We start from the raw sequence: 21,485 nt of genomic DNA on the forward strand, positions 1-21,485 counted from the left end.
TGTGCCGATTCGGTGGCTTGGTGGGGGTATGTGTGCGGGCAGGCGGAGGTCGTGAAGTTTCACGGGGCGAGGGTGGCTCGGTGGTCGGTAGCATCGGGAGGTGCGCTACGAAGAACTGGCCGACGTGCCGTGCTCGATCACGCGCCCGCTCGTGATCTTCGGTGATCGCTGGACTCTGCTGATCCTCAAGTCCTGCTTCTCCGGTATCCGGCGGTTCAACGCTTTCCAGAGCGCACTGGGGATCTCGCGCAGCAGGCTGCAGGATCGGCTGGACCGGTTGATCGACAACGGCATCCTCGTCAAACAGAAGGCCGCCGTGGGCGCGCACGAGGAATACCGCCTCACCCCCAAAGGCCACGACATCTACCCGATTCTGCTGGCCATCCGCGATTGGGGCGATACCCACATGGCGCCCGAAGGGCCTCCGGTGCGCTACGCCCATCGCGATTGCGCGGGAGAGGCGCACGTCAAGCTCGAATGCGATTCGTGTGGAACCGAACTCACCGCACGGGAGGTCACCCCGGAACCGGGACCCGGTTTGCTGGGCGTCACCGGTAGCGAGGCCGCCGCGGGTCACGCGCGCTAGCGAAAGCGCGGTGACCGACGGCGGGCGCAGCTGCATACTCCGTCGGCGCGACCTCGCCGGGTGAGGCCGCGTACGGCGGCATCAGTCGGCGAACCAGGTGGCGACTTCGCCGGGCTCGGCCCGGGTGGTGCGGAAGCCGTTGACGGGATGGTCGAGGTCGGGGTAGCCGAACGAGATTCCGGCGACGACCTTGCGCTGCTCCGGGATACCGAAGTACTCCCGGATGAAGGGGGAGTAGGTGGCCAGCGCGGCCTGCGGCGCCGCGCCGAGGCCGAGGCTCTGGGCGCCCAAGAGGAAACTGCCGATGTAGAGACCGCAGTCCACCGCTCCGTATATGCCCAGATCGGCTTCGCTGGTCACGATCGCCACATGCGGCGCGTCGAAGAGTTCGAAATTCCGCACGGCCTGGCGCATGGTCTTCTCGTGATCGCCTTTGGCGATGCCGACGCTTTCGTAGAGTTGCTTTCCGCATTCCCGCCTGCGGTCCCGGTACGCCCCGGTGTATTGCGCCGGGAACTCGAAATCCGGTGCGGGCGTGGCGGTCGCGATGTGCTCGACGAGTTCCTTCCGGAAACGGTCCGTGCCGGCCCCCTCCGTCACCACGACCTGCCAGGGTTGGGTGTTGCACCACGACGGCGTCCGCTGGGCCAGCCGCAACAGGGCATGGATGGTGTCGCGCTCGACCGGCTGCGGATGGAATTGCCTGCAGGTCCACCGTTCGTCGAGCACCCGGCTCAGCGCCGTGAAGTCCTCTGTCGCCACTGTCATTCCCCCACCTCCTTTATCAGTCTTAATTCGAGACCAGACGCTAGCATCGAACACTCCGCCGCGAAAGCCGGGCGGTCACCCGGGACGGGCGAGTCGGCCGCGACGCGCGCGGTCCCGCGATCGCGTTGTCCGAGTTACGGCGATCGGCACGGCGCGACGAGGCAGAATCCCGATATGGCGTCCGAAGCTCCCGCCGCGCGGGACCGCAAACGGCACGGCAGGCATTACACGCCCCCTGTGCTGGCCCGGTTCCTGGCGCAACGGCTGCTACGCCATGTCGAGTTCTCGGACGCGGGCGTCCTGCGGGTGCTCGATCCGGCCTGCGGCGACGGCGAATTGCTGTTCGCCGTGCACCACGAGGTCGCGACCCGATTTCCCGGCCTCCGCCTGGTGCTGGTCGGCTACGACCTGGATGCCCGAGCACTCGCGGTCGCCCGCGAGCGCGCACGGGCGGCGGGGATCGCCGCGCAATGGCGCAGGGCCGACTTCCTCGCGGTGGAGGCCCAGCTCGCGGACGGCTCGTTCGACGCGGTGATCACCAACCCGCCGTATGTGCGCACCCAGCAGCTGGGCGGATCGACGGCGCAGTTGCTGAGCAAGCGGTTCGGCCTGCGCGGGCGGATCGACCTCACTCATCCGTTCGTCGCGACGCTGCCGCGGCTGCTGGCCGCGGGAGGCGTGCTCGGCCTGTTGTGCGCCAACCGGTTCCTGACCACCAAGGCAGGCGCGAACATCCGGCGGCTGCTGGTGACCGACCTGGTTCCGGTCGAGCTGTACGACCTGGGGGACACCAAACTGTTCACCGCCGCCGTGCTCCCCGCGATCGCCATCGCGCGCCGCGCCGCGCACGGCGACAGCTGCCGCTACGTCTCCGCCTACGAGGCCACCGGCGAAACACCCGGTGCGAAGACGCTGTTCGAGGCGCTGATCGACCCGGGCGGCTCGATCGTCGAGTACAACGGCCGGACCTTCGTCATCGAGGTCGGTGAGCTGGCGACCGAGCCCCGGGAGTCGACGTCCCCGGACACCGCCGGAGCCGATCGCGGACGCGACGGTGTCTCGACCGGCGCGGAGACGGGCGACGGGCCATCGGAGTTCGCGGCGGAACGAAGGAACCGCCGGGGTGTGGCGCGGGAACCGGAGGTCGCGTGGCGGATGTCGCACGACGGGATCGATTCCTGGCTGGCGCGGATAGCGGAGACCACTTGGCGCAGTTTCGGCGATGTGGCGCGCATCCGAGTCGGCATCAAGACGACCGCCGACCGCGTGTTCATCTCCGACCGCTGGGATCAGGCCGAGCCGTGTCCGGAGTCCGAATTGCTGCTCGACCTGATCACCCACCACGATCTCGCGCCGTGGCGGACCACCCGCGCCCGCGAGGTTCGCGTGCTGTATCCCTACGACCTGGCCAGTGCACGCCGCACGCCGATCGATCTCGACGAATATCCCGCAGCGGCCGCGTATCTGCGGTCCCATCGGGAGACGCTGGCCGGTCGCCGCTACGTCACCGAGAGCGGTCGCGCCTGGTACGAGATCTGGGTCCCGCAGCGGCCGCACCTATGGCGCGAGCCGAAGCTGGTCTTCCCCGACATCAGCGACCGGCCGCGTTTCGCGCTGGACGGCTCGGGCGCGGTGGTCAACGGCGACTGTTACTGGATCTCGCTGCCCGATCTGGCCGATCTGCCCGCCGAGGCGACGCGCTTGGCGTATCTGCTGATGGGGGTGGCCAATTCGGCGCTCGGGTTGCGGTTCTACGACGTGGTCTGCGGCAATCGGCTGTACTCGGGCAGGCGTCGGTGGATCACCCAGTACGTGTCGCGGCTGCCGGTGCCCGACCCGGCGGCCACCCGGTCGGCGGGTGTGATCGATCTGGTCCGTGAGTTCGTGGAGGGCCGGGTGCCGGATCTCGCGGCGCAGGCAGAGCTGGACGAGCGGGTGGCCGCCGCGTTCGGCGTCGGACTACGCGCTGACCTGGACGCCGACCATCGGCAGCAGGGTGCGGCGGGCGAATTCGCGCGCCGCGCCGCGATCGCTGACCGGGATCAGGCCGTCGGGGGTGAGAGCGAGCGACAGCGCCAGCCGGGCCATGATCTCGGCCACCAGCTCGGCGTCGAAGTCGTGCGTGCCACCGGCATCCCGTAGCTCGCGCAGCTTCTCGGCCAGGTAGTCGCGGCCGACGGCGAGGATCGGTCCCGCCTCGGTGGTGAGCCGGGGCAGGATCAGGTCGGGCTCGGTCCGCAGCAGCCTGCGCAGCAGTTCGTTGCCCGCGATGGCGCCGATGAACGCCACGAAGATCTCCACCAGCTGATCGTCGTTGCCCGAGACGGTGCGCACCTGCTTCTCGATCGAGGCGACGAAGCGCTGCGCCTCCCGCACGCTGACCGCCTCGACCAGATCGTTCTTGGACTCGTAGCGCCGGTACAGCGTGGCCGGGCTGATCCCCGCGCGGCGGGCGATCTCGCCCATGCTGGTCCGCTTGATGCCGAAATCCAGGAACGCCGAGAGCGCGCTTTCCAGGAGCTTCTCGCCGTCGGCGACCGGTTTCTCGAGGATGCGTTGCAGCATGGGCGAGATGGTTGGCATCGGATCTCCAGTGGGTTCGGCGCGGCGGCCGGGCCGTGGCCGGTGGGCGCGGCGTCGCGACGGTGCGGACGGGAACGTCCATTATTTCACCGAGTGAGCGAAGCGTGAGCGGGCATCGCCGGACGGGGCGGTCGCGCCGAGTAGGTCGCGTGTCCATGTGCGACTGGCTAGCCTGTGGTCGGCGTCCGGCCCGGACCCTCGGCCGGCGCGGAAAGGGGTTGAGCCATGGGGTATTTCGCGGATCGAGTCGTGGCGATCACCGGCGCGGGCTCCGGTATCGGCCGGGAATTGGCGGTGGCATTGGCCGGTGCGGGGGCATGGCTGGCGCTGTCGGACAAGTCGGCGGAGGCTGTTGCCGAGACGGGGGCGTTGTGCGCGGCCACCGGACGGGAGCCGGAGGTGAGCACGGTGGACGTCACCGACCGCGCGGCCGTGCTCGCGTACGCGGAGCGGACCGTCGCGCGCTTCGGCCGGGTGGAGGCGCTGTTCAACAACGCGGGCATCCTGCACGTCGGCAGCGTGCTCGAGTCGCCGTTCAGCGACTTCGAACAAGTGATGGCCGTCGACTTCTGGGGTGTGGTCAACGGGACCAAGGCCTTCCTGCCGCATCTGCTGGCCGCCGATCGCGCGCATGTCGTCAACATGTCCTCGGCCTTCGGGTTGGTGGCCGTGGCGCGGCACGCGCCGTACAACGCGGCGAAGTTCGCCGTGCGCGGTTTCACCGACTCGCTGCGCCAGGACATGCGGGCGGCGGGCGGTTCGGTGCGGGTTACCGGGGTGTACCCCGGTGGCGTGCTCACCGGGATCGCCCGGTCGGCGAGCGTCGCGCCGGGGATCGACGCGCAGGAGGTGGTGCGCCGATTCGAAGGGCACGTGGCGCGGACCAGTCCCGCCGCAGCGGCGCGGACGATCCTGCGTGGCACCGCGCGGGGCGAGGCCAAGATTCTGGTCGGACTGGACGCCATCGCTGTGGACCTGGTCACAAGAATCGCCGGGTCGTACCACGAGAAGGTGCTGGACATGGTATTCCGTTCCTGATCGCGGTCAGGATGGGGATTGACGAAATGACAACCAGCCGAACATGTTTCACTCTACGGGGTAAGCCGGACGGGTCGCGCGGCGGTAGGGCGCGGGGATCCGAGTGGTGACGAAATGGGTTCTCGTCGAATGTTTCTCGGGTTCTCCGGGACGAGTGATCGCGGTGGGGTCCGCGCCGAAGTCGTTCGTGCCGCTGACCAACATCGTGCGCAATCCGCTGTCGCTGGCCGACGCGGCGACGGCACTCGGGCGGGCATGCGCGACCGGTGTGCCGGTGGCGGAAATCTCCGCCGACGGGCGGCGCACGGTGCTGGCCGAGCCGCTGCTCATCGCGCCGCGGCGGGCGCATGCCGTCCGGCTGTGGGTGGGCCCGCGGCGGGAGCCGGTCACGGCCGCCGACCCGATGGGGGCGTGGCACTTCGATCTCACGACCAACCGCTCGGTGCGCAGTACCGACCTGCTGGATCTGTACGGCGTCGCGCCGGAGAACCGTGCAGCCGAGGTGGCCATCGCGGGCGCGTTCACCCGGTTGGTGACCAACCGCGACGAGAGCGAAGCGCTGGCCAAGATCGTCAACTCCGCGCCGGGCACCGAGCACCAGGCGGTATGGACCGTCCGGCGCGACGACGAGACGCTGCGCGCCGCGCATTTCGCCTGCCGGATCGTCGCCGAGCCCGATGACCGCGGCGAGTGTCACGTGCTGCTGCGCGGCGTGACCCAGGACATCGGCGCGGCCACCGCGGTTTCCGCGGCGCCGCCGCCCGCGATCCTGGAGTACACGCTGCTGGAAGCCGCCACCGAACCCGGCGAGTACCGCGCGATCGTCAATCTGCGCTCGTTGCGGCTGATCCGGTGGATCGGCGCGCCCATGCCGGACATCGCCTGGGAGGACCGGCCGGGGCAGCCGAGGCCGCAGATCCATCCGGACGATCTGACGACCGCGAAGACCATGTCACGGGACCTGGCGCGGTATCGCACCGAGGGAACGGTGCGTCTGCGCAGGCTCGACGGTGGTTGGCAACCGGTACGGATACGGGCCGCGTTGATGGCACTGGATCAGCACACCACGGCCGGACTGGCCACGGTCACCGCGGAATCGTGAACCGCGGTGACCGTGGTAACGGAGTCATCGGCACGGCAGGTCCAGCTCGGCCATCTCCTTCTCGATCGCGTTCGCGGCGAAATCCACACCGCGGGAACGCAATTCATGAACCCGGCGCTGGAGTGCCTCGACTCCGCCGGGTTGGGCCGCGATGTCGGCGACGCTGATCCGGCCCTTGGGCCCGTGCACACCCGACTGCACGTACGACACCGTGATACCTCCTGCCTCACGCTCGCCCACCCACCGACCCGGGTGGGTTCACCACTGCGCTACAAGTCGCACGACAACCGTGTCGACAGGAGAGCCCGGGTCGCCGGGCACGCTGGCTGAATGCTATCAGCGATCTTGACTGGACACTTGATCAATGTGTCCTGTTTCACACCTGATTTCCCGTGCGATGTTGAGCTGTATTTGCTAGGTAGACAGTCGCATTCAGGCGAATGCGATCTTGCTCCTCGGCGCCGAGCTCCCGGCGCACCTTGCCGGGCACTCCCGCCACGAGGGAACCGGGCGGAATCCGCGCCCCTTCCGGGATCAGCGCGTTGGCCGCGATCAGGCTGCCGGGCCCGACGACGGCGCCGTTGAGGATGGTTGCGCCCATGCCGACCAGCACGTCGTCGCCGATGGTGCAGCCGTGCAGGATCGCGTTGTGGCCCACCGAGACCCCCGCGCCGACGGTGAGCGGGAAGCCGGGGTCGGCGTGCAGCACGCAGCCGTCCTGGATATTGCTGCGCGCGCCGACCTCGATCGTCTCCAGGTCGCCGCGCAGCACCGCGCTGTACCAGACGCTCACCTCGGCGCCGAGCCGCACACGGCCGATCACGGTGGCGTTCGGCGCGATCCACGCGCTCTCCTCGATCTCCGGCGCATGCTCGCCCAGCTGAATCCGCATGGTCACGAACTTAGTGCAACCGCTCGGCTCTGCCCTTGGAAGCTGGTGCGGTGAGCGGCGGGGCTGGTGCCGAGGATGCGGTGGAAGTGGTGGCGCAGACTCACTGCCGTGCCGAAGCCGGTGTCGACGGCGATGCGTTCCACGGTATCGGTGGTGGACTCGAGCAGCAGCCGCGCCCGGTCGGTGCGCTGGAGCAGCAGCCACTGCTGCGGGCTGGTGCCGGTGCGGTCGCGGAAGCGGCGGGTGAAGGTGCGCCGCGACATGAGCGCGACGCGGGCCCAGCTGTCCAGGTCGACCGGATCGCCGAGATGGGTTCGCGCCCAGATCATGGCGCGCTCGATCGGATCGTCGTCGGCGGCGTCGGGGACCGCGACCGGGATGTACTGCGCCTGGGAGCCGCTGCGGTGCGGAGCGGTGACCAGCGCTCTGGCCAGTTCGGTGGCCGCTTTGCTGCCGAGATCACCGCGCACCAGGTGCAGGCAGCAGTCCAGCGCCGCGGCCACGCCCGCTGAGGTGACGACATCGCCCAGATCCGACCACAGCGTGTCGGCGCGGACCCGGACGGCCGGAAACGCCCGGGCCAGTTCGGCGGCGGAGGCCCAGTGCGTGGTCACTTCCCGTCCGTCGGCCAGTCCGCTGGCGGCCACCGCCCACGAGCCGAGGCACAACCCGACGATCCTGGCGCCGCCCGCGTGGGCGGTGCGCAGGGCGGCGCTCAGTTCGCCGGACAGCGGTTCGCCTGCTCGCCAGCTCGGGATGACGATGGTGTCGGCGCGCGTCAGCGTGTCGAGGCCGTGCTGGACACGGATGTCGAATCCGGCCGGGGTGGCCAGGCTTCCGGGCCGCTCGGCGCACACGTCCACCCGATAGGGCGGGGGTCCTTCGATGCCGACCCGGCCGAAGACGAGGCTGGGCACCGACAGGTGAAACGGGCTGATTCCGTCGAACGCCAAGACGGCCACCGTACGCATGGCCCGATCTTAACGATAAGCGGCTCACGGGCCACTGGTTACCGGTACGTGGGCAGGACAAGATCAACGGCATGAGCGACACGATCGAACGCACCGGGGTAGAAGTCCTGCACATCGGCGGGCCGACACTGCGGTTCCGCTACGCGGGCCGCACCTGGCTGACCGACCCCACCTTCGACGAGCCGGGCGACTACCCGGGCGTCGTCACCTTGCACAAACTCACCGGCCCGGCGGTGTCGGCCGAGGAGGTGGGTCCCGTGGACGTGGTGCTGCTCTCGCACGACGAACACGCCGACAATCTGGACGACTCCGGCCGGAAACTACTGACCACGGTGCCGGTCGTGCTGTCCACGCCCGGCGCCGCGACCCGGATCGATGGGGTGCGCGGGCTGGAGAACTGGGAGACCGTGACGGTGCACGGCGTCCAGGTGACCGGCGTGCCCGCCCTGCACGGTCCCGAGGGGTGCGAGCCGTTCAGCGGGATCGTCACCGGCTTCGTACTGCGCGCCGAGGGCGAGCCGACCGTATACGTCTCCGGTGACAACGCCTCCGTCGACGTGGTGCGCGAGATCGTCGAGCGGATCGGCCGCATCGACATCGCCGTACTCAACATCGGCGCCGCCAACATCGGCCGTTTCGGCGACGCCGACGTCACCTTGAACGCGCGCACCGCGCTGCGGGCGGCCGAGGTACTCGGCGACGCGGTGATCGTGCCGGTGCATGCCGAAGGCTGGGCGCACTTCAGCGAGAACCTCGACTACCTGGGCCACGTCTTCCGTTACGGCGGCCGCGCCGAGCAGTTGCGGATACCGCCGCTGGGTCGCGCCGCGATCGTGTGAGCAGTCCGGTACGCGCTCAGCTGGGCAACGTGCCGAGAAACTCGCCCGCCGCGCGGGCGCCGGGTGGTCGCCGTGCGCGTTCGGCGCGTCGGTCGTGGCGCGGGCCCGGTGGCGGGGCGACGATGACGGTATGAGGATCGGAGTACCACGGGAGGTCAAGGACCAAGAGTTCCGGGTAGCCCTGACTCCGGCGGGCGCCGGGGAACTGACCGGGCACGGACACGAGGTGCTGGTACAGGCCGGCGCGGGCGTCGGATCGGGATTTCCCGATGCCGGATACGCCGCGGTGGGGGCCCGCCTGGTTCCGGACGCCGACCAGGTGTGGCGGGAAGCCGAGCTGGTGCTGAAGGTGAAGGAACCGATCGCGCCGGAGTATCCGCGGATGCGCCGCGGGCAGGTGCTGTTCACCTTTCTGCACCTGGCCGCGTCGCGCGAGTGCACCGACGCCGTGCTGCGTTCGGGCGTCACCGCGATCGCCTACGAGATGGTCCGCGCCGCCGACGGCTCGCTGCCGCTGCTGGCTCCGATGAGCGAGATCGCGGGCAAGCTCGGCGCCCAGGTGGGCGCGTATCACCTGATGGCCCCGCTCGGCGGTGCGGGGCTGCTGCCCGGCGGCGTCCCCGGCGTGCGCCCCGCGGAAGTCGTCGTGCTCGGCGGCGGCGTGGCGGGATCGAACGCGGCCGCAGTCGCCATGGGCATGGGCGCGCGCGTCAGCGTGCTGGATACCAACCTGCACCGGTTGCGCGAACTCGACGCCCGCTTCGACGGGCGGATCACCACCGTCGCGTCGAACGCCACGGAGATCCGGCGGGCGGTGCTGTCGGCCGATCTGGTGATCGGCGCGGTGCTGGTCCCCGGCGCGCGTGCGCCGGAACTCGTCTCCGACGACCTCGTCGCCGGGATGCGCCCCGGCGCGGTGCTGGTGGACATCTCGATCGACCAGGGTGGCTGCTTCGCCTCCGCGCACCCGACGACGCACGCGGATCCCACCTTCCGGGTGGCGGATTCGCTGTTCTACTGCGTCGCCAACATGCCGGGCGCGGTGCCGCACACCTCCACGATCGCGCTCACCAACGCGACCCTGCCCTACGTACGGGCGATCGCCGACCTCGGCTGGCAGGAGGCATGCGCCACCCACCCCGATCTGGCCCACGGGCTCACCGCGGACGCCGGGCGGCTGCTGTCGGCGGAAGTCGCCGCCGCGCACGGGTATTCGCGACCGCTCGGCGTCGCGGGCTGACTACTCCTGCCCGGCGAGGCCCTCGCCCAGGTACCAGTCCGGCTCGCCGCTGGTAGGTAGGTCACGCAGCTTGTCCGGGTTGCGGACCACGTCGATCGACACGATGCGACCGTCGTCGACCGTGAAGGCGAAGACGCCCGTGTGGGTGCCGTCGAAGACCACCAGCCCGGGCCGGCCGTTGACCAGCACCGCGCGGCCCCAGGCGCCCGTCGCGGACGGCGCGTGGTACCAGCCGAGCAGCAGCTTGGCCACGATCTCGGCGCCGTGCACGGGCTGCCGGATCGCGGGCACCTTGCCGCCACCGTCGGCGGTGAGGCTGACGTTCGCGTCGAGCACACCGAGCAGAGCGCTCAGATCGCCGGACCGCCAGGCCAGGGCGAAGGCCGACACCACCTTCTGCTGCTCGTCCGGAGAGGCCGGGAAGCGCGGCGTGCCCTGCTCGACGTGCTTGCGAGCCCGGGAGGCGAGCTGGCGGACGGCGGCCGGGGTGCGGCCGACCACCTCGGCGACCTCCGGGCCGGTCATGCCGAACACGTCCTGGAGTACGAACGCGGTGCGCTCGGCGGGCGACAGGGACTCGAGCACGACCAGCAGCGCGGTGGTGACCCGCTCGTCCTGGGTGATCCGGTCGGCGGGATCCTCCCAGCTGGTCACCTCCGGCTCCGGCAGCCATTCGCCGACGTACTGTTCGCGGCGCACGCGGGCGGAGCCGAGGTGGTCGAGGGCGAGCCGGCCGGTCACGGTGGACAGCCACGCGCGCAGGTTGTCGATCTCGCCCGCGGCGCCCGCCTCGTACTGGCGCTGCAACCGCAGCCACGCCTCCTGCACGACGTCGTCGGCGTCGCTGAGACTGCCCAGCGTGCTGTAGGCGAGCCTGCGCAGATACCCGCGGTGCTCCTCGAACTGCCGGGCCAGCTCGGCTTGGTCGAGGGGCTCACGCTGTTCGGAAGTCACTTGGTCGCCTGTTCGTCGTTCGGCCCCTGCCGGGGCGAGTCTATGGTGCGTCACCACATCGACGACGTAGGGGAACAGAGTGTGACATCGCTTCGAGAGGCGAGCCGTCTGCGCGGGGCCGGTCACCCGACCGATAGCCTCACCGGGTGCAGAAGGGGACCTCCACCGCGATCGGGTTGCTGCTCGGATTTGCGCTCGACCGGGCGTTCGGCGATCCGCGGCGGTGGCATCCGGTGGCCGGATTCGGCTCGGCGGTGGCGGCTCTGGAATCGGTGACCTATGCCGACCGGCGCGCGGCGGGGCTGGTGCACGAGGCGCTGGCCGTCGGCACGGTGGTCGGGCTCGGCATGGCCGTGCGGCGCGGTGGGGTGGCGTCGACCGCGATCGCGACCTGGACCGTCCTGGGTGGACGCAGCCTGGCCCGGGCCGGGCACGCGATGGCCGATCGACTGGAGGGTGGCGACCTCGAGGGGGCTCGCGCGCTGCTGCCCTCGCTGTGCGGCCGCGATCCGCAGGCGCTCGACGCGGACGGGCTCGCCCGCGCGGCCCTGGAGTCCATCGCCGAGAACACCTCCGACGCGGCCGTGGCCCCGGTGGTCTGGGGCGCGGTCGCGGGCGTCCCGGGTCTGCTCGGGTACCGCGCGATCAACACGCTCGACGCGATGATCGGCTATCGCAACCAGCGCTACCGGCGCTTCGGCTGGGCCGCCGCGCGCGTCGACGACGCGGCCAATCTGATCCCGGCGCGGGTCACCGGTGTGCTCACCGCCGCGCTCGCCCCCTTGATCGGCGGGCGGCCCGCTGCCGCCCTGGCTGCATGGCGGCGTGACGCGGCCGGGCATCCGAGCCCCAACGCGGGAGTCGTGGAAGCGTCGATGGCCGGGGCGCTCGGCGTCCGGCTGGGCGGCCGTACCGAGTACCCGCACGGTGTGGAGCTGCGCCCGGTGCTCGGCGACGGCCCGGCTCCCACCGTGCACGACCTGCGCCGCGCCGTTCGCCTTTCCGAGGCCGTGCAACTCACCGCCACTCTGCTCGCCGCCGCCGTCGCCGCGACCAGGCGCTGAGTGATTCATCGCGGGGAACCGCTGGGATCTGCTCGGGCCACATCAGGCCTGATACGAACACGGACGGCGTCGTGCCGAATGGCCGCCGGCCGGGATCAACCGCGGCCGCGGCCGTAGCGGTCGGCCAGACGGGCTTCCGTAGTCGGCGCGGCCGGAGCGGGCGAGGGAATCGACCCGGACCGGGCCGGCTCGGTGGGCGACGCCGGGCGGGGTGGCTCGGCGTAGGCCTTCTCTTTCCTTCTTTCCCGGATCTCGGCGTAGACGAAGTAGCCGAGGCCGAGGGGAGCCATGATGCCGAAGGCCAGCCATTGCAGGCCGTAGGACAGATACGGGCCCGCGTCGAGTTGGGGAAGCGGGGTGGGGGTGAACGCGCCCGGTTGGTTCTCGCCCAGCTGGAGGTAACCGCCGCGCTCGCCGCCGGTGGGCACGGGGGTGAGGGACTGCTGGAGGACCGTCGATTCCTGCGTGGTGTCGATGGAGTACACCTGGCGATAGCCGTCCTGGACGCTCGGATCCTTACCCGGCGTGACGCCCTCGGACATCCGGACCCTGGCCTCGATGCGCTGCGGCCCGGCGGGCGGTGCGGGGATCTGCGGCGGGCGCGTCCCGTCGACAGCCGAAACCAGCCCGCGGTCGACGAGCAGCAGGGGGCCGTCGGCCAGACGGAACGTCGCGAGCACCGCGTACCCCGGAGCGCCGTCGAGGTGGCGCAGCCGCACCAGCACCGTCGAGTCGGGCACGTAACTGCCGGTGGCGGTGACCCGCCGCCATTCGGTGGGCGCGCCGTTCCCGGTGTCGGAGAGCACGGTGGTGACGTCCACGGGATCGGCTCGCACCGAGTCGGCGATCAGCTGGTTGCGGTGCGAAGTGGCCGTGTTCTTGCCGAGTTGCCACGGCGCGAGCACGGTGAAGCACAGATAGGCGAACGCGGCGACCAGCACGGCCAGGATCAGCCAGCTGGGGCGCAACAGGAACGCGAGCCTGCGCATCAGCGTCGCTCGTCGGGAACGGGTCGCAGGTCGGGCGGTTCGGCGGCCAGTTCGGCGCGCACCCAGTCGAGCAGGCCGGGGACGGCGGCCTCGATCTGGGCGCGCACGAGTTCGAAGTCCGCCGCGTCGCCGTAGTAGGGGTCGGCCACGTCGTGGTCGTCGGCGTCGGGGTCGAAGGCGCGCAGCAACCGCAGCCGCTCGGCCGGGATGCCGAGGCGGACCAGGTCACGCTGATGGGAGCGGTCCAGGGCGACCACCAGGTCGGCGTCGCTGTGCTCGGCGCCGAACACGGCGGCGACGTGCCCGGTCGGGTATCCGTATTTGCGCAGGGTGGCGCTGGTGCGGGGGTCCGCGTCGGCGCCCACGTGCCAGGAACCGGTGCCCGCGCTGCTCACCCGGACCCGGTTGGCCAACCCGGCCCGGTACAGGTGCGAGGCGAAGATCTTCTCCGCCATCGGAGAGCGGCAGATGTTGCCGGTACAGACGAACGAGACGTGCAGCTGACCCACGCCTGCCATTCTGGCCGGTTCTGCTCCGGGACCGCCACGTAGGGTGTGCTCTCGTGGCCGAGGACACCGTCGATCGCGCGAAACTGCGTCACCACGGCGACGTGGACGCGCGTGCGGGCATGCTCGATTTCGCGGTCAACGTCCAAGGCCTCGCGCCACCGGAGTGGCTGCGGCGGCGTCTGGCCGAGCGGTTGTCCGATCTGGGCCGCTATCCGAGCGCCGAGGACGCCGACGCCGCCCGTCGCGCGGTCGCGGCCCGGCACGGCCGCGGTCCCGGCGAGGTGTTGCTGCTGGCAGGCGCGGCGGAAGGGTTCGCGCTGCTGCCCCGCCTGGCGCCGCGCTCGGCCGCGGTGCTGCACCCGTCGTTCACCGAGCCGGAACTCGCGTTGCGGGAGGCGGGCGTCCCGGTCACCAGGGTGGTACTGGAAGCGCCCTACCGGCTGGATCCCGCCGCGGTGCCCGCCGACGCCGACCTGGTGGTGCTCGGCAACCCGACCAACCCGACCTCGGTGCTGCATCCCGCCGCCACCATCCGCGCCCTGCGCAGGCCGGGCCGCGTCATCGTGGTCGACGAAGCCTTCGCCGACGCGGTGGCGGGCGAGCCGCAATCCCTCGCCGCCGACTCCGCACCCGACCTGCTCGTGCTGCGCAGCCTCACCAAGACGTGGGCGCTGGCGGGGCTGCGCTGCGGCTATTTCCTCGGCGCACCGGAAGTGCTCGCGCGCCTCGACCACGGGCGGGCGCACTGGCCGCTGGGCACTTTGCAGCTGGAGGCGATCACCGCCACCGCGAGCCCGTCCGCCGTGGCCGAGTCCGAGCGCTGCGCGCGGGCGCTGGCCGCGCACCGTGCGGCGATGATCGAGCGTCTGAGCGGTCTCGGCATCGCCGTCCACACTCCGGCCGAGGGCCCGTTCCTGTTACTGCGTGTCGGAGACGGTGAACTGCTGCGCAAACACTTGGCGGAAGAAGGGATCGCGGTCCGGCGCGCGGACACCTTTCCCGGTCTCGGCCCCGATCATCTGCGCGTCGCGGTTCGCGGTGCGGCGGAGGTCGATCGGCTGGTCGCGGCGATCCGGTCGGCGGATGCCGGGTGAGCGCACGGCTCCGGCCGCGCAGTGCAGGGGAGCCGGAGAGCGGTCGAAGGACCCCGGCCCGCCCGGAAAGAACCCAGTGAAGCAGTGCAGGACGGAAGCGAAGGAAGGTGGACGATGACCACGCTCGCGGATCTCATCGGGGTGCTCGACGCGGCGTACCCGCCCGCGCTGGCCGAGCCGTGGGACTCGGTCGGCCTGGTCTGCGGTGACCCGGCCGAGGAACTGACCCGGGTGCTGTTCGCGGTCGACGCCACCGCGGCGGTCGTCGACGAGGCGATCGACTGGCGCGCGCAGGCCCTGGTGGTGCACCATCCGCTGCTGCTGCGCGGCGTCGACACCGTCGCGGCGAGCACGCCGAAAGGCGCGCTGCTGCACCGGCTGATCCGCTCCGGTTGCGCGCTGTTCACCGCGCACACCAACGCCGACTCCGCCGACCCCGGCGTGTCCGACGCGCTCGCCGCGGTGCTCGGCCTCACGGTGACCGGCCCGCTGGACGCGAAACCCGAATCCGCCGTGGACCACTGGGTGATCCAGGTGCCACGCACGCACACCGACGCGGTGCTCGCCGCGCTTTTCGCCGCCGGAGCGGGCAGGCGGGAACACGCTTGCGACTGTGCGCTGCGGGTGCCCGCGACAGAGCAGTTCAGGCCGACTCCGGAGCAAGGCTCCCTGACCGAACTCCAGCACGTCGAGGAGGACCGGGTGGAGGTGACGGCACCGCCCGCGGCGCGTTCGGCCGTGCTCGCCGCGCTGCGCACCGCCCACCCGAGCGCGGACCCGGCCTATCACATCAGTGAACGCGCCCAGCTGCCGTCGTCGCTCGGCATCGGCCGCGTCGGCACCCTGCCGGAACCGGAATCGTTGCGCGCCTTCACCGAACGCGTAGGCCGCGCTCTCCCGCCCACCGCGTGGGGTGTTCGCGCCGCGGGTGATCCTGACCGCACCGTCTACACCGTGGCGGTGTGCGGGGGAGCGGGTGACTCCTACCTGGGCAGGGCCGCGCGGCTCGGCGTCGATGTCTACCTCACCTCCGACCTGCGCCACCATCCGGTCGACGAGCACCTGCGCAAGGGCGGTCCCGCCGTGGTCGACGCCGCGCACTGGGCGACCGAATTCCCTTGGTGCGCGCAGGCCGAGACGGTGGTGCGAACCGCCCTGCCCGGCCTGGAGACCAGGGTGTCCACGCTGCGCACCGACCCGTGGACGGTGCGCGCGCCGGGCTGAGCGCCGCACCTGCGCGTCCGAAGTCGTTGTCGCGGCGACGAACCGGCAACGGCGTGTCGGGGCGTATCCGCGCCGTGCCGGAAAAGGTTGGGCGGTTCGGGTGAATCGAGTAGTTCGTGCGGGGTACAACTACCGCATGAACTTCCCGGTTGATTTCGGGCTCGTGCAGATCGGGCTGATCCTGCTGCTGGTCGCCGGTGTGGCGCTGATCGTCTCCGGCCTGATCGCCGCGCGCCGGGTCGGGATGCGGCCGCTGCTCGCGCGCGGAACCGGCGGGCTCGCGCTGCTGCTGGTCGCGGCGGTGCTGCTGTGGATCGCGACCCTGCTGCAGACGTACCTCGGCCTGACCGGGGAGATCAAGGCGGCCCACGTGGTGGCCAAGCCGGTGGCGGGGCAGGAACACCAGCTCGACGTCGATCTCGTCCTGTACGGCGACGACGACCACTCCGAGCAGCGCGAGACCTACCGCGTCGAGGGCGACATGTGGGTGCTGCAAGCGGGCATCGTCGAGCTGGAGCCGTGGGTCAACGCCCTCGGCTTCCACTCCGGCTACCGGATCAGCCGCTTGTACGGACAGCGCCTCGACGGCGTCGCGACCCAGCAGAACCAGATCTTCCTCAACGACGGCGACAAGGACTTCTTCGCCGACATGCGCGAGGGCCGCTGGTGGACCCAGCCGTTCGTGCGATCGGCCTACGGCAACGCGGTGATCGCGGTGCCCGGCGAGTACGACGTCTACATCTCCCGCGACGCCATCAAAACCCGCACCGTCGGCGGCTGACGCGGGTCCGCCGGTCCGGCGGGGTACGGTTGAACACCAGTCCCGTCCACCCCGTCCAGGAGTTTGCCCGCGTTGAATGTCGAACCCCCGCTCCAGGCCGAGTTGCTGCGGCTCGCCGCCGTCGACGCCGAGCTGACCCGGATCGCGCACCGCCGCACCGTGCTGCCCGAGCAGCAGGAGGTGGCGCGACTGGAAGCCGAGCGCAACGCGCACTCCGACGCCGCGGTGGCCGTGCAGATCGCGCTGGACGATCTCGACCGCGACATCCGCAAGCTGGAGGGCGAGGTCGAGGCGGTGCGCAAGCGCGAGGAGCGCGACAAGGCCATGCTCGCGGCGGGAACGGTGAACGCCAAACAGCTTTCGGAGATCCAGCACGAGCTGGGCAGCCTGGAGCGCCGCCGCTCGGTGCTGGAGGACGAGCTGCTCGAGGTGATGGAGCGGCGCGAAGCCTCCGCCGCCGACTACGAGCACGCCGGCGCGCGGTTGAGCAAGACCGAGGAGGAACTCGCCGTCGCCCTGCGTCAGCGCGACGAGGCGCTCGCGGATCTGGACGTGGCGCAGACGCGCTGCGAGACCGATCGCGCGGGCTCGGTGGCGAAGCTGCCCGGCGAACTGCTCGCTATCTACGATCGGCAGCGCGAACAGCACGGTGCGGGCGCCGCGCTGCTGCAGGCTCGCCGCTGTGGCGCGTGCCGCATCGAACTCGATCGCGGCGAGATCGCGCGGATCGCCAAGACCGCACCCGACGTGGTCGTGCGCTGCCCGGAGTGCGGTGCGATCCTGGTCCGGACCAAGGAATCGGGGTTGTGAGCTCGCCGCGATCGGTTGTCCGGGCACAGCGATGAGCTTGCCCGAGGTGATCGTCGAAGCCGACGGCGGATCGCGGGGCAATCCCGGTCCGGCCGGATACGGTGCGGTGGTCTATGACGCCGACCACGTCCGGGTGCTCGCCGAGCGCCGGGAGTTCCTCGGCATCGCCACCAACAACGTCGCCGAATATCGCGGACTGATCGCCGGATTGGAGGCGGCCGCGGAGCTGGGCGCCGAGTCGGTGCTGGTGCGCATGGATTCCAAGCTGGTCGTCGAGCAGATGTCCGGTCGCTGGAAGATCAAGCACGCGGCCTTGATCCCGCTCGCCGATCGAGCCCGCAGGATCGCCGCCGGATTGGGCCGGGTGACCTACAGCTGGATTCCGCGCGCGCAGAACTCGCACGCCGACCGGCTGGCGAACGAGGCCATGGACGAGGGCACCGGCGTCGCGGAGGCCACCGCGCGGGCCGCCGACGCGCGGGAGGCCGCGGACCCGGCCCTCGCGGTCACCGAGCGCGATCTGCCGAGCCGGACCGATGAAGTCAGGGACGCGAAGGCCGAGCAGTCCGAATCCGCGCAGCACGGGCCGGGATGGACTGGTGTCACCGGTCGTCCCACCCGGTTGCTGCTGCTTCGCCACGGTCAAACCGAGTTGTCGGTGCAGCGCCGGTATTCCGGGCGCGGCAATCCGCCGCTCACCGCCTTGGGCCGCGAGCAGGCCGCGCGGGCCGCGAAAATGCTCGCCGCCAAAGGCGGTATCGCCGCGGTGATCAGTTCTCCGCTCGGCCGGGCCAGGGAGACCGCGGAGGCGGCCGCCGCCGCGCTCGGGGTCCCGGTCGAGGTCCACGACGGGTTGATCGAGACCGACTTCGGCGAGTGGGAGGGGCTGACCTTCGCGGAGGCCGCGCAGCGCGACCCCGGCCTGCACGCCCGCTGGATCGGTGATCCCACCGTCGCGGCGCCCGGCGGGGAGAGCTTCGAGGAGGTTCTGGAGCGGGTGCAGGCCGCGCTGCGCGATCTGCTCGGACGCTATCCCGGCGCCAATGTGGTTGTGGTCAGCCACGTGACCCCGATCAAGACATTGCTTCGGCTGGCCCTCGATGCCGGCCCGGCGTTGCTGTACCGGTTGCATCTGGATCTGGCGTCGCTATCGATAGCGGAGTTCTATCTCGACGGCGGGTCTTCGGTGCGTCTGGTGAACGATACGTCCTACCTCTGAGGCCGCCGCCGCGCCCGAATCGAGGGCGAATGTGGTGCGCGGAGGGCGAATTATGCCCCATTGCAACACATTTGCGTTTCACAATCGCGGGATGCGGTGAATCTCACTTCAACTCTGCCTTGCGCGGCGAGTAGCGGTAGGCTTCCGGTCGGTCAGGCACAGGTGTCCAGCTGCCTGGTCGGGGTCGCCGCAGTGGCCTCGATCAGTGCTGCTCGGTGGGACGGTTTCGCGCGTGCAGTGTTGCTCGCGCCGCGTCGCGGTAGGAAGCCCCTGTGCCGTCGAGTGGTTCGATGAGAGTGCAGGTTCGATGAGCAGTCCGATCAAGGTTGTCGTTCTCGGGGCGGGGATCGGAGGACTCACCACCGCGGTTGCTCTGCGGCAGGCGGGTTTCGGCGTCGAACTCTATGAAGCGGGTCCTGAGCTGCGGGCGCAGGGCTTCGGACTTTCGGTGCAGGCCAACGGAATCAACGCACTGCGCACCCTCGGCCTCGGGCTCGACGAGCAACTGCTCGAACGCGGCGGCCGGGTGGAGACCTTCCGCTTCTGCAACCCCGACGGCAGCCCGATCCGGGTGCTCCCCGTGCACCGGCTCGATGCCCAGCTCGGCGCTCCCGCGGTCGCACTGCACCGTACCGACCTGCACGACGTGCTGCTGCGCGAGATCGGTGACACACCGACGTTCGTCGGGGCGCAAGCCACCCGCTTCGTCGACGACGGCGAGCACGTGCGCGTCGAGTTCGCCGACGGCCGGGTCGCCGAGGGCGATCTGCTCGTCGGCGCCGACGGCATCCACTCGGTGGCGCGAGCCCAATTGCACGGCCGCGCCGCGCCGCGTCCCGGCAATTTCGTGTGCTGGCTGGCCTGCATCCCCTTCGAGCATCCCAACGTCGCCCGCGGCCTCTCGGCGCATTTCTGGGGCACCGGAATGCGTTTCGGCATCCACGACATCGGCCACGGCCGGGTGTACTGGTGGGGCACCAAGACGTTGCCCGCCGACGAGGCCGCGAACTGGCAGGGCGGTAAGGAAGAGCTGCTGCGCCTCTACGCCGACTGGGCGCCGGAGGTGCGCGCCTGCATCGAGCAGACCGACGAGGCGGCGATCCTGGCCGTGCCCGCGCAGGACCGTCCGCCACTGGCCCAGTGGGGCCGCGGCCGAGTGACGCTGCTCGGCGACGCGGCGCACCCGATGCTGCCCAGCCTCGGCCAGGGCGCCAACGCCGCCATCGAGGACGCGGTGGTGCTGGCCGGTGTGCTGCGCAACTCGCTGGATCCGGTCGCGGGACTGCGTCGTTACGAGAAACTGCGCGCCGACCGCACCGCCATGTTCGTCAACGGCTCGGCTTCGCTGGCCAAGATCGAGCAGACCACCGACCCGCGCCTGGTGCGGGTGCGCGACACCTACTTCCGGCACGCGCCCACCGAATTCTTCCTGCGCGAACTCGGCAAGCCGATGTCCTTCCCGGCGCCGGACGGGCCGACCGCGCGGCTGCCGCGCCCGCTCTCGCCGGTCGAGCGCTGGCACTGGATCGCCGATCAGCTGGCGCCGCTGCACATCCTGTCGCGCGTGCGGATCCGGGGGCACGTCGAGGTCGAGCAGATCCGCGCGGGCCTGGACGAGGTGCAGCGCCGACATCCGCTCTTGCGGGTCGCCGTCGCCGCCGAACCCGACGGCACCGCACCGCGTTTCGTGCCGGTGCAGGCGCCGATTCCGCTGCGGGTGATCGAATCCGAGGACAGCACGAACTGGCTGGCCGAGGCCGACGAGGTGGAACTGCGCGAGCCGTTCGACTGGCGCACCGGCCCGCTGGCCAGGGCGGTGCTGATCAAGGAGACCGATGGCACCAACGAGCTGATCGTCACGCTGCACTACGCCATCGCCGACGGCGAGAGCGCGCTGTCGGTGGCGAAGCAGGTGCTCCAAGTCGCCGCCGGGGAAGCGGCCGACTTCTCGCCCGCCCCGGTGCGGCCGGGCCCGGAGGAGCTGTTCCCGCCGCGCTTCCAGGGCGCGGGCGGTGCGCTGCGCACCGCGGGTTCGTTCCTGCGCGACCAGAAATCGCAGCTGCGCAAGCCGCACAGGCTGGAGCCCACCACGCTGGCGCCACCCGCACAGCGGCGCAGCCGGGTGGTGCACCGCAGCCTCGACGCCGACCGGCTCGACGCGCTCACCGCGGGCTGTGATCGCCACGGCGTCGGCCTGCAGGCCGCCCTCTCCGCCGCGCTGCTGATCGCGGCGGCCAGGGAGGCGGGCACCGAGAAGGCCACCTGGTACACCGTCGGCAGCTCGGTCAACTTCCGCGACCATCTCGACGGCGCCGCGGGGGACACCGAGGTCGGCACCTATCAGGGCATGATCGCCACCCCGGCGAAGTACGCGCCGTGGGCGTCGCTGTGGGAGATCGCCGCGGAGATCGAGCGGGAGTACGGCGCGCGGATGGATCGGCGCGACCATCTGTCCGCGTTGAACCTGCTGAAGGTGGCCGCGCCGAAGTCGGTGTCGGCCAGTGCGTCCACGGTGAAACTCATGGACACCCGCGGCCCGGGTCATCTCTGTATGACCTACCTGGGCGACTACCCCTTCCCGGACAAGATCGGCTCCTGGCAGCTGGAGGGCGCGCAGTTCGTCTCCGGCATGTCCGTCAGCGGTTTCATCATGGCCACCGCCAACGCGACGCACAACGAGCTGTCCCTCAATATCGGCTACGTCGAGCCCGCCGTATCGCGCGACCGGGCCGACCGTCTCGCCGACGAAAGCGTGCGCGCGCTGCTGTCGGCCTGCTGACCGGCCGCGCATACACCGCGATAACAACAGCAGAGTCGCGGCA

Annotated in this window: 20 protein-coding genes and 1 pseudogene; 13 read left to right on the top strand and 8 right to left on the bottom strand. The window is 70.8% G+C overall.

Annotated elements, in window-relative coordinates; translation table 11 throughout:
- Positions 1 to 100 precede the first annotated feature (100 nt).
- Positions 101 to 586, top strand: coding sequence for a winged helix-turn-helix transcriptional regulator (locus ON29_RS09220; RefSeq protein ID WP_040865738.1), 486 nt, complete (start codon positions 101 to 103; stop codon positions 584 to 586).
- An 81-nt stretch (positions 587 to 667) separates the two neighbouring features.
- On the opposite strand, the gene ON29_RS09225 is transcribed toward ON29_RS09220, so the two are convergent.
- Positions 668 to 1,354 (bottom strand): nitroreductase, encoded by a 687-nt coding sequence (locus ON29_RS09225; protein WP_040865739.1) that lies wholly within the window; start codon positions 1,352 to 1,354, stop codon positions 668 to 670.
- 174 nt (positions 1,355 to 1,528) lie between these two features.
- Between ON29_RS09225 and ON29_RS37635 the strand changes: the two are divergent.
- Positions 1,529 to 2,143 (top strand): annotated as a pseudogene (locus ON29_RS37635) (Eco57I restriction-modification methylase domain-containing protein); the annotation flags it as partial.
- 1,170 nt (positions 2,144 to 3,313) lie between these two features.
- On the opposite strand, the gene ON29_RS34560 reads toward ON29_RS37635, so the two are convergent.
- A complete protein-coding gene (locus tag ON29_RS34560; RefSeq protein ID WP_083863321.1) occupies positions 3,314 to 3,937 on the bottom strand; it encodes a TetR/AcrR family transcriptional regulator in 624 nt (207 codons plus the stop codon).
- A gap of 225 nt (positions 3,938 to 4,162) precedes the next feature.
- On the opposite strand from ON29_RS34560, the gene ON29_RS09245 reads away from it, so the two are divergent.
- On the top strand, positions 4,163 to 4,975 hold the full coding sequence (locus tag ON29_RS09245) for an SDR family NAD(P)-dependent oxidoreductase (protein ID WP_040865741.1): 813 nt from the start codon (positions 4,163 to 4,165) through the stop codon (positions 4,973 to 4,975).
- Positions 4,976 to 5,081: 106 nt separating this feature from the next.
- Positions 5,082 to 6,077, top strand: a complete 996-nt coding sequence (locus ON29_RS09250) for a GAF domain-containing protein (protein ID WP_281032520.1) — start codon at positions 5,082 to 5,084, stop codon at positions 6,075 to 6,077.
- 24 nt (positions 6,078 to 6,101) lie between these two features.
- Here the strand turns inward: ON29_RS09250 and ON29_RS09255 are convergent, their stop codons facing one another.
- The 3 genes from ON29_RS09255 to ON29_RS09265 all read right to left on the bottom strand — a co-directional run bounded on the left by ON29_RS09255 (position 6,102) and on the right by ON29_RS09265 (position 7,940).
- Entirely contained in the window at positions 6,102 to 6,287 is a 186-nt protein-coding gene (locus tag ON29_RS09255; protein WP_040865840.1) for a hypothetical protein, read from the bottom strand.
- A gap of 166 nt (positions 6,288 to 6,453) precedes the next feature.
- Positions 6,454 to 6,969: a gamma carbonic anhydrase family protein gene (locus ON29_RS09260; protein WP_040865743.1), complete on the bottom strand. Its 516-nt coding sequence runs from the start codon at positions 6,967 to 6,969 to the stop codon at positions 6,454 to 6,456.
- Positions 6,970 to 6,971: 2 nt separating this feature from the next.
- On the bottom strand, positions 6,972 to 7,940 hold the full coding sequence (locus tag ON29_RS09265; protein WP_040865744.1) for a GlxA family transcriptional regulator: 969 nt from the start codon (positions 7,938 to 7,940) through the stop codon (positions 6,972 to 6,974).
- 71 nt (positions 7,941 to 8,011) lie between these two features.
- On the opposite strand from ON29_RS09265, the gene ON29_RS09270 reads away from it, so the two are divergent.
- Positions 8,012 to 8,779: an MBL fold metallo-hydrolase gene (locus ON29_RS09270; RefSeq protein ID WP_040865745.1), complete on the top strand. Its 768-nt coding sequence runs from the start codon at positions 8,012 to 8,014 to the stop codon at positions 8,777 to 8,779.
- 130 nt (positions 8,780 to 8,909) lie between these two features.
- Positions 8,910 to 10,019, top strand: coding sequence for an alanine dehydrogenase (ald, locus tag ON29_RS09275; protein WP_040865841.1), 1,110 nt, complete (start codon positions 8,910 to 8,912; stop codon positions 10,017 to 10,019).
- Here ald and sigJ read toward each other — a convergent pair whose 3' ends face one another.
- Positions 10,020 to 10,973 (bottom strand): RNA polymerase sigma factor SigJ, encoded by a 954-nt coding sequence (sigJ, locus tag ON29_RS09280; protein WP_040865746.1) that lies wholly within the window; start codon positions 10,971 to 10,973, stop codon positions 10,020 to 10,022.
- 146 nt (positions 10,974 to 11,119) lie between these two features.
- Between sigJ and ON29_RS09285 the strand changes: the two genes are divergently transcribed.
- Entirely contained in the window at positions 11,120 to 12,037 is a 918-nt protein-coding gene (locus tag ON29_RS09285) for a cobalamin biosynthesis protein (RefSeq protein ID WP_040865747.1), read from the top strand.
- 95 nt (positions 12,038 to 12,132) lie between these two features.
- Here ON29_RS09285 and ON29_RS09290 read toward each other — a convergent pair whose 3' ends face one another.
- Both ON29_RS09290 and ON29_RS09295 read right to left on the bottom strand, forming a co-directional pair.
- Entirely contained in the window at positions 12,133 to 13,026 is an 894-nt protein-coding gene (locus tag ON29_RS09290) for an SURF1 family cytochrome oxidase biogenesis protein (protein ID WP_040865748.1), read from the bottom strand.
- A complete protein-coding gene (locus ON29_RS09295) occupies positions 13,026 to 13,544 on the bottom strand; it encodes a low molecular weight protein-tyrosine-phosphatase (protein WP_051175021.1) in 519 nt (172 codons plus the stop codon). The genes ON29_RS09290 and ON29_RS09295 overlap by 1 nt, the downstream gene beginning before the upstream one ends.
- A gap of 44 nt (positions 13,545 to 13,588) precedes the next feature.
- Between ON29_RS09295 and cobC the strand changes: the two genes are divergently transcribed.
- The 6 genes from cobC (at position 13,589) to ON29_RS09325 (ending at position 21,442) form a co-directional block, all read left to right on the top strand.
- Positions 13,589 to 14,629 (top strand): Rv2231c family histidinol phosphate aminotransferase CobC, encoded by a 1,041-nt coding sequence (cobC, locus tag ON29_RS09300; protein ID WP_040865749.1) that lies wholly within the window; start codon positions 13,589 to 13,591, stop codon positions 14,627 to 14,629.
- A 114-nt stretch (positions 14,630 to 14,743) separates the two neighbouring features.
- Complete coding sequence (locus ON29_RS09305) at positions 14,744 to 15,853, top strand: Nif3-like dinuclear metal center hexameric protein (protein WP_040865750.1); 1,110 nt, start codon at positions 14,744 to 14,746, stop codon at positions 15,851 to 15,853.
- A 136-nt stretch (positions 15,854 to 15,989) separates the two neighbouring features.
- Positions 15,990 to 16,634, top strand: a complete 645-nt coding sequence (locus ON29_RS09310; protein WP_040865751.1) for a hypothetical protein — start codon at positions 15,990 to 15,992, stop codon at positions 16,632 to 16,634.
- Between the two features lie 72 nt (positions 16,635 to 16,706).
- A complete protein-coding gene (locus tag ON29_RS09315; RefSeq protein ID WP_040865843.1) occupies positions 16,707 to 17,444 on the top strand; it encodes a zinc ribbon domain-containing protein in 738 nt (245 codons plus the stop codon).
- A 31-nt stretch (positions 17,445 to 17,475) separates the two neighbouring features.
- Positions 17,476 to 18,663 (top strand): bifunctional RNase H/acid phosphatase, encoded by a 1,188-nt coding sequence (locus ON29_RS09320; protein ID WP_040865752.1) that lies wholly within the window; start codon positions 17,476 to 17,478, stop codon positions 18,661 to 18,663.
- A gap of 307 nt (positions 18,664 to 18,970) precedes the next feature.
- A complete protein-coding gene (locus ON29_RS09325; RefSeq protein ID WP_040865753.1) occupies positions 18,971 to 21,442 on the top strand; it encodes an FAD-dependent monooxygenase in 2,472 nt (823 codons plus the stop codon).
- The last annotated feature ends 43 nt before the right edge of the window (positions 21,443 to 21,485 follow it).

This window comes from Nocardia exalbida NBRC 100660 (assembly GCF_000308575.1).
GTDB classification, from domain to species: domain Bacteria; phylum Actinomycetota; class Actinomycetes; order Mycobacteriales; family Mycobacteriaceae; genus Nocardia; species Nocardia exalbida.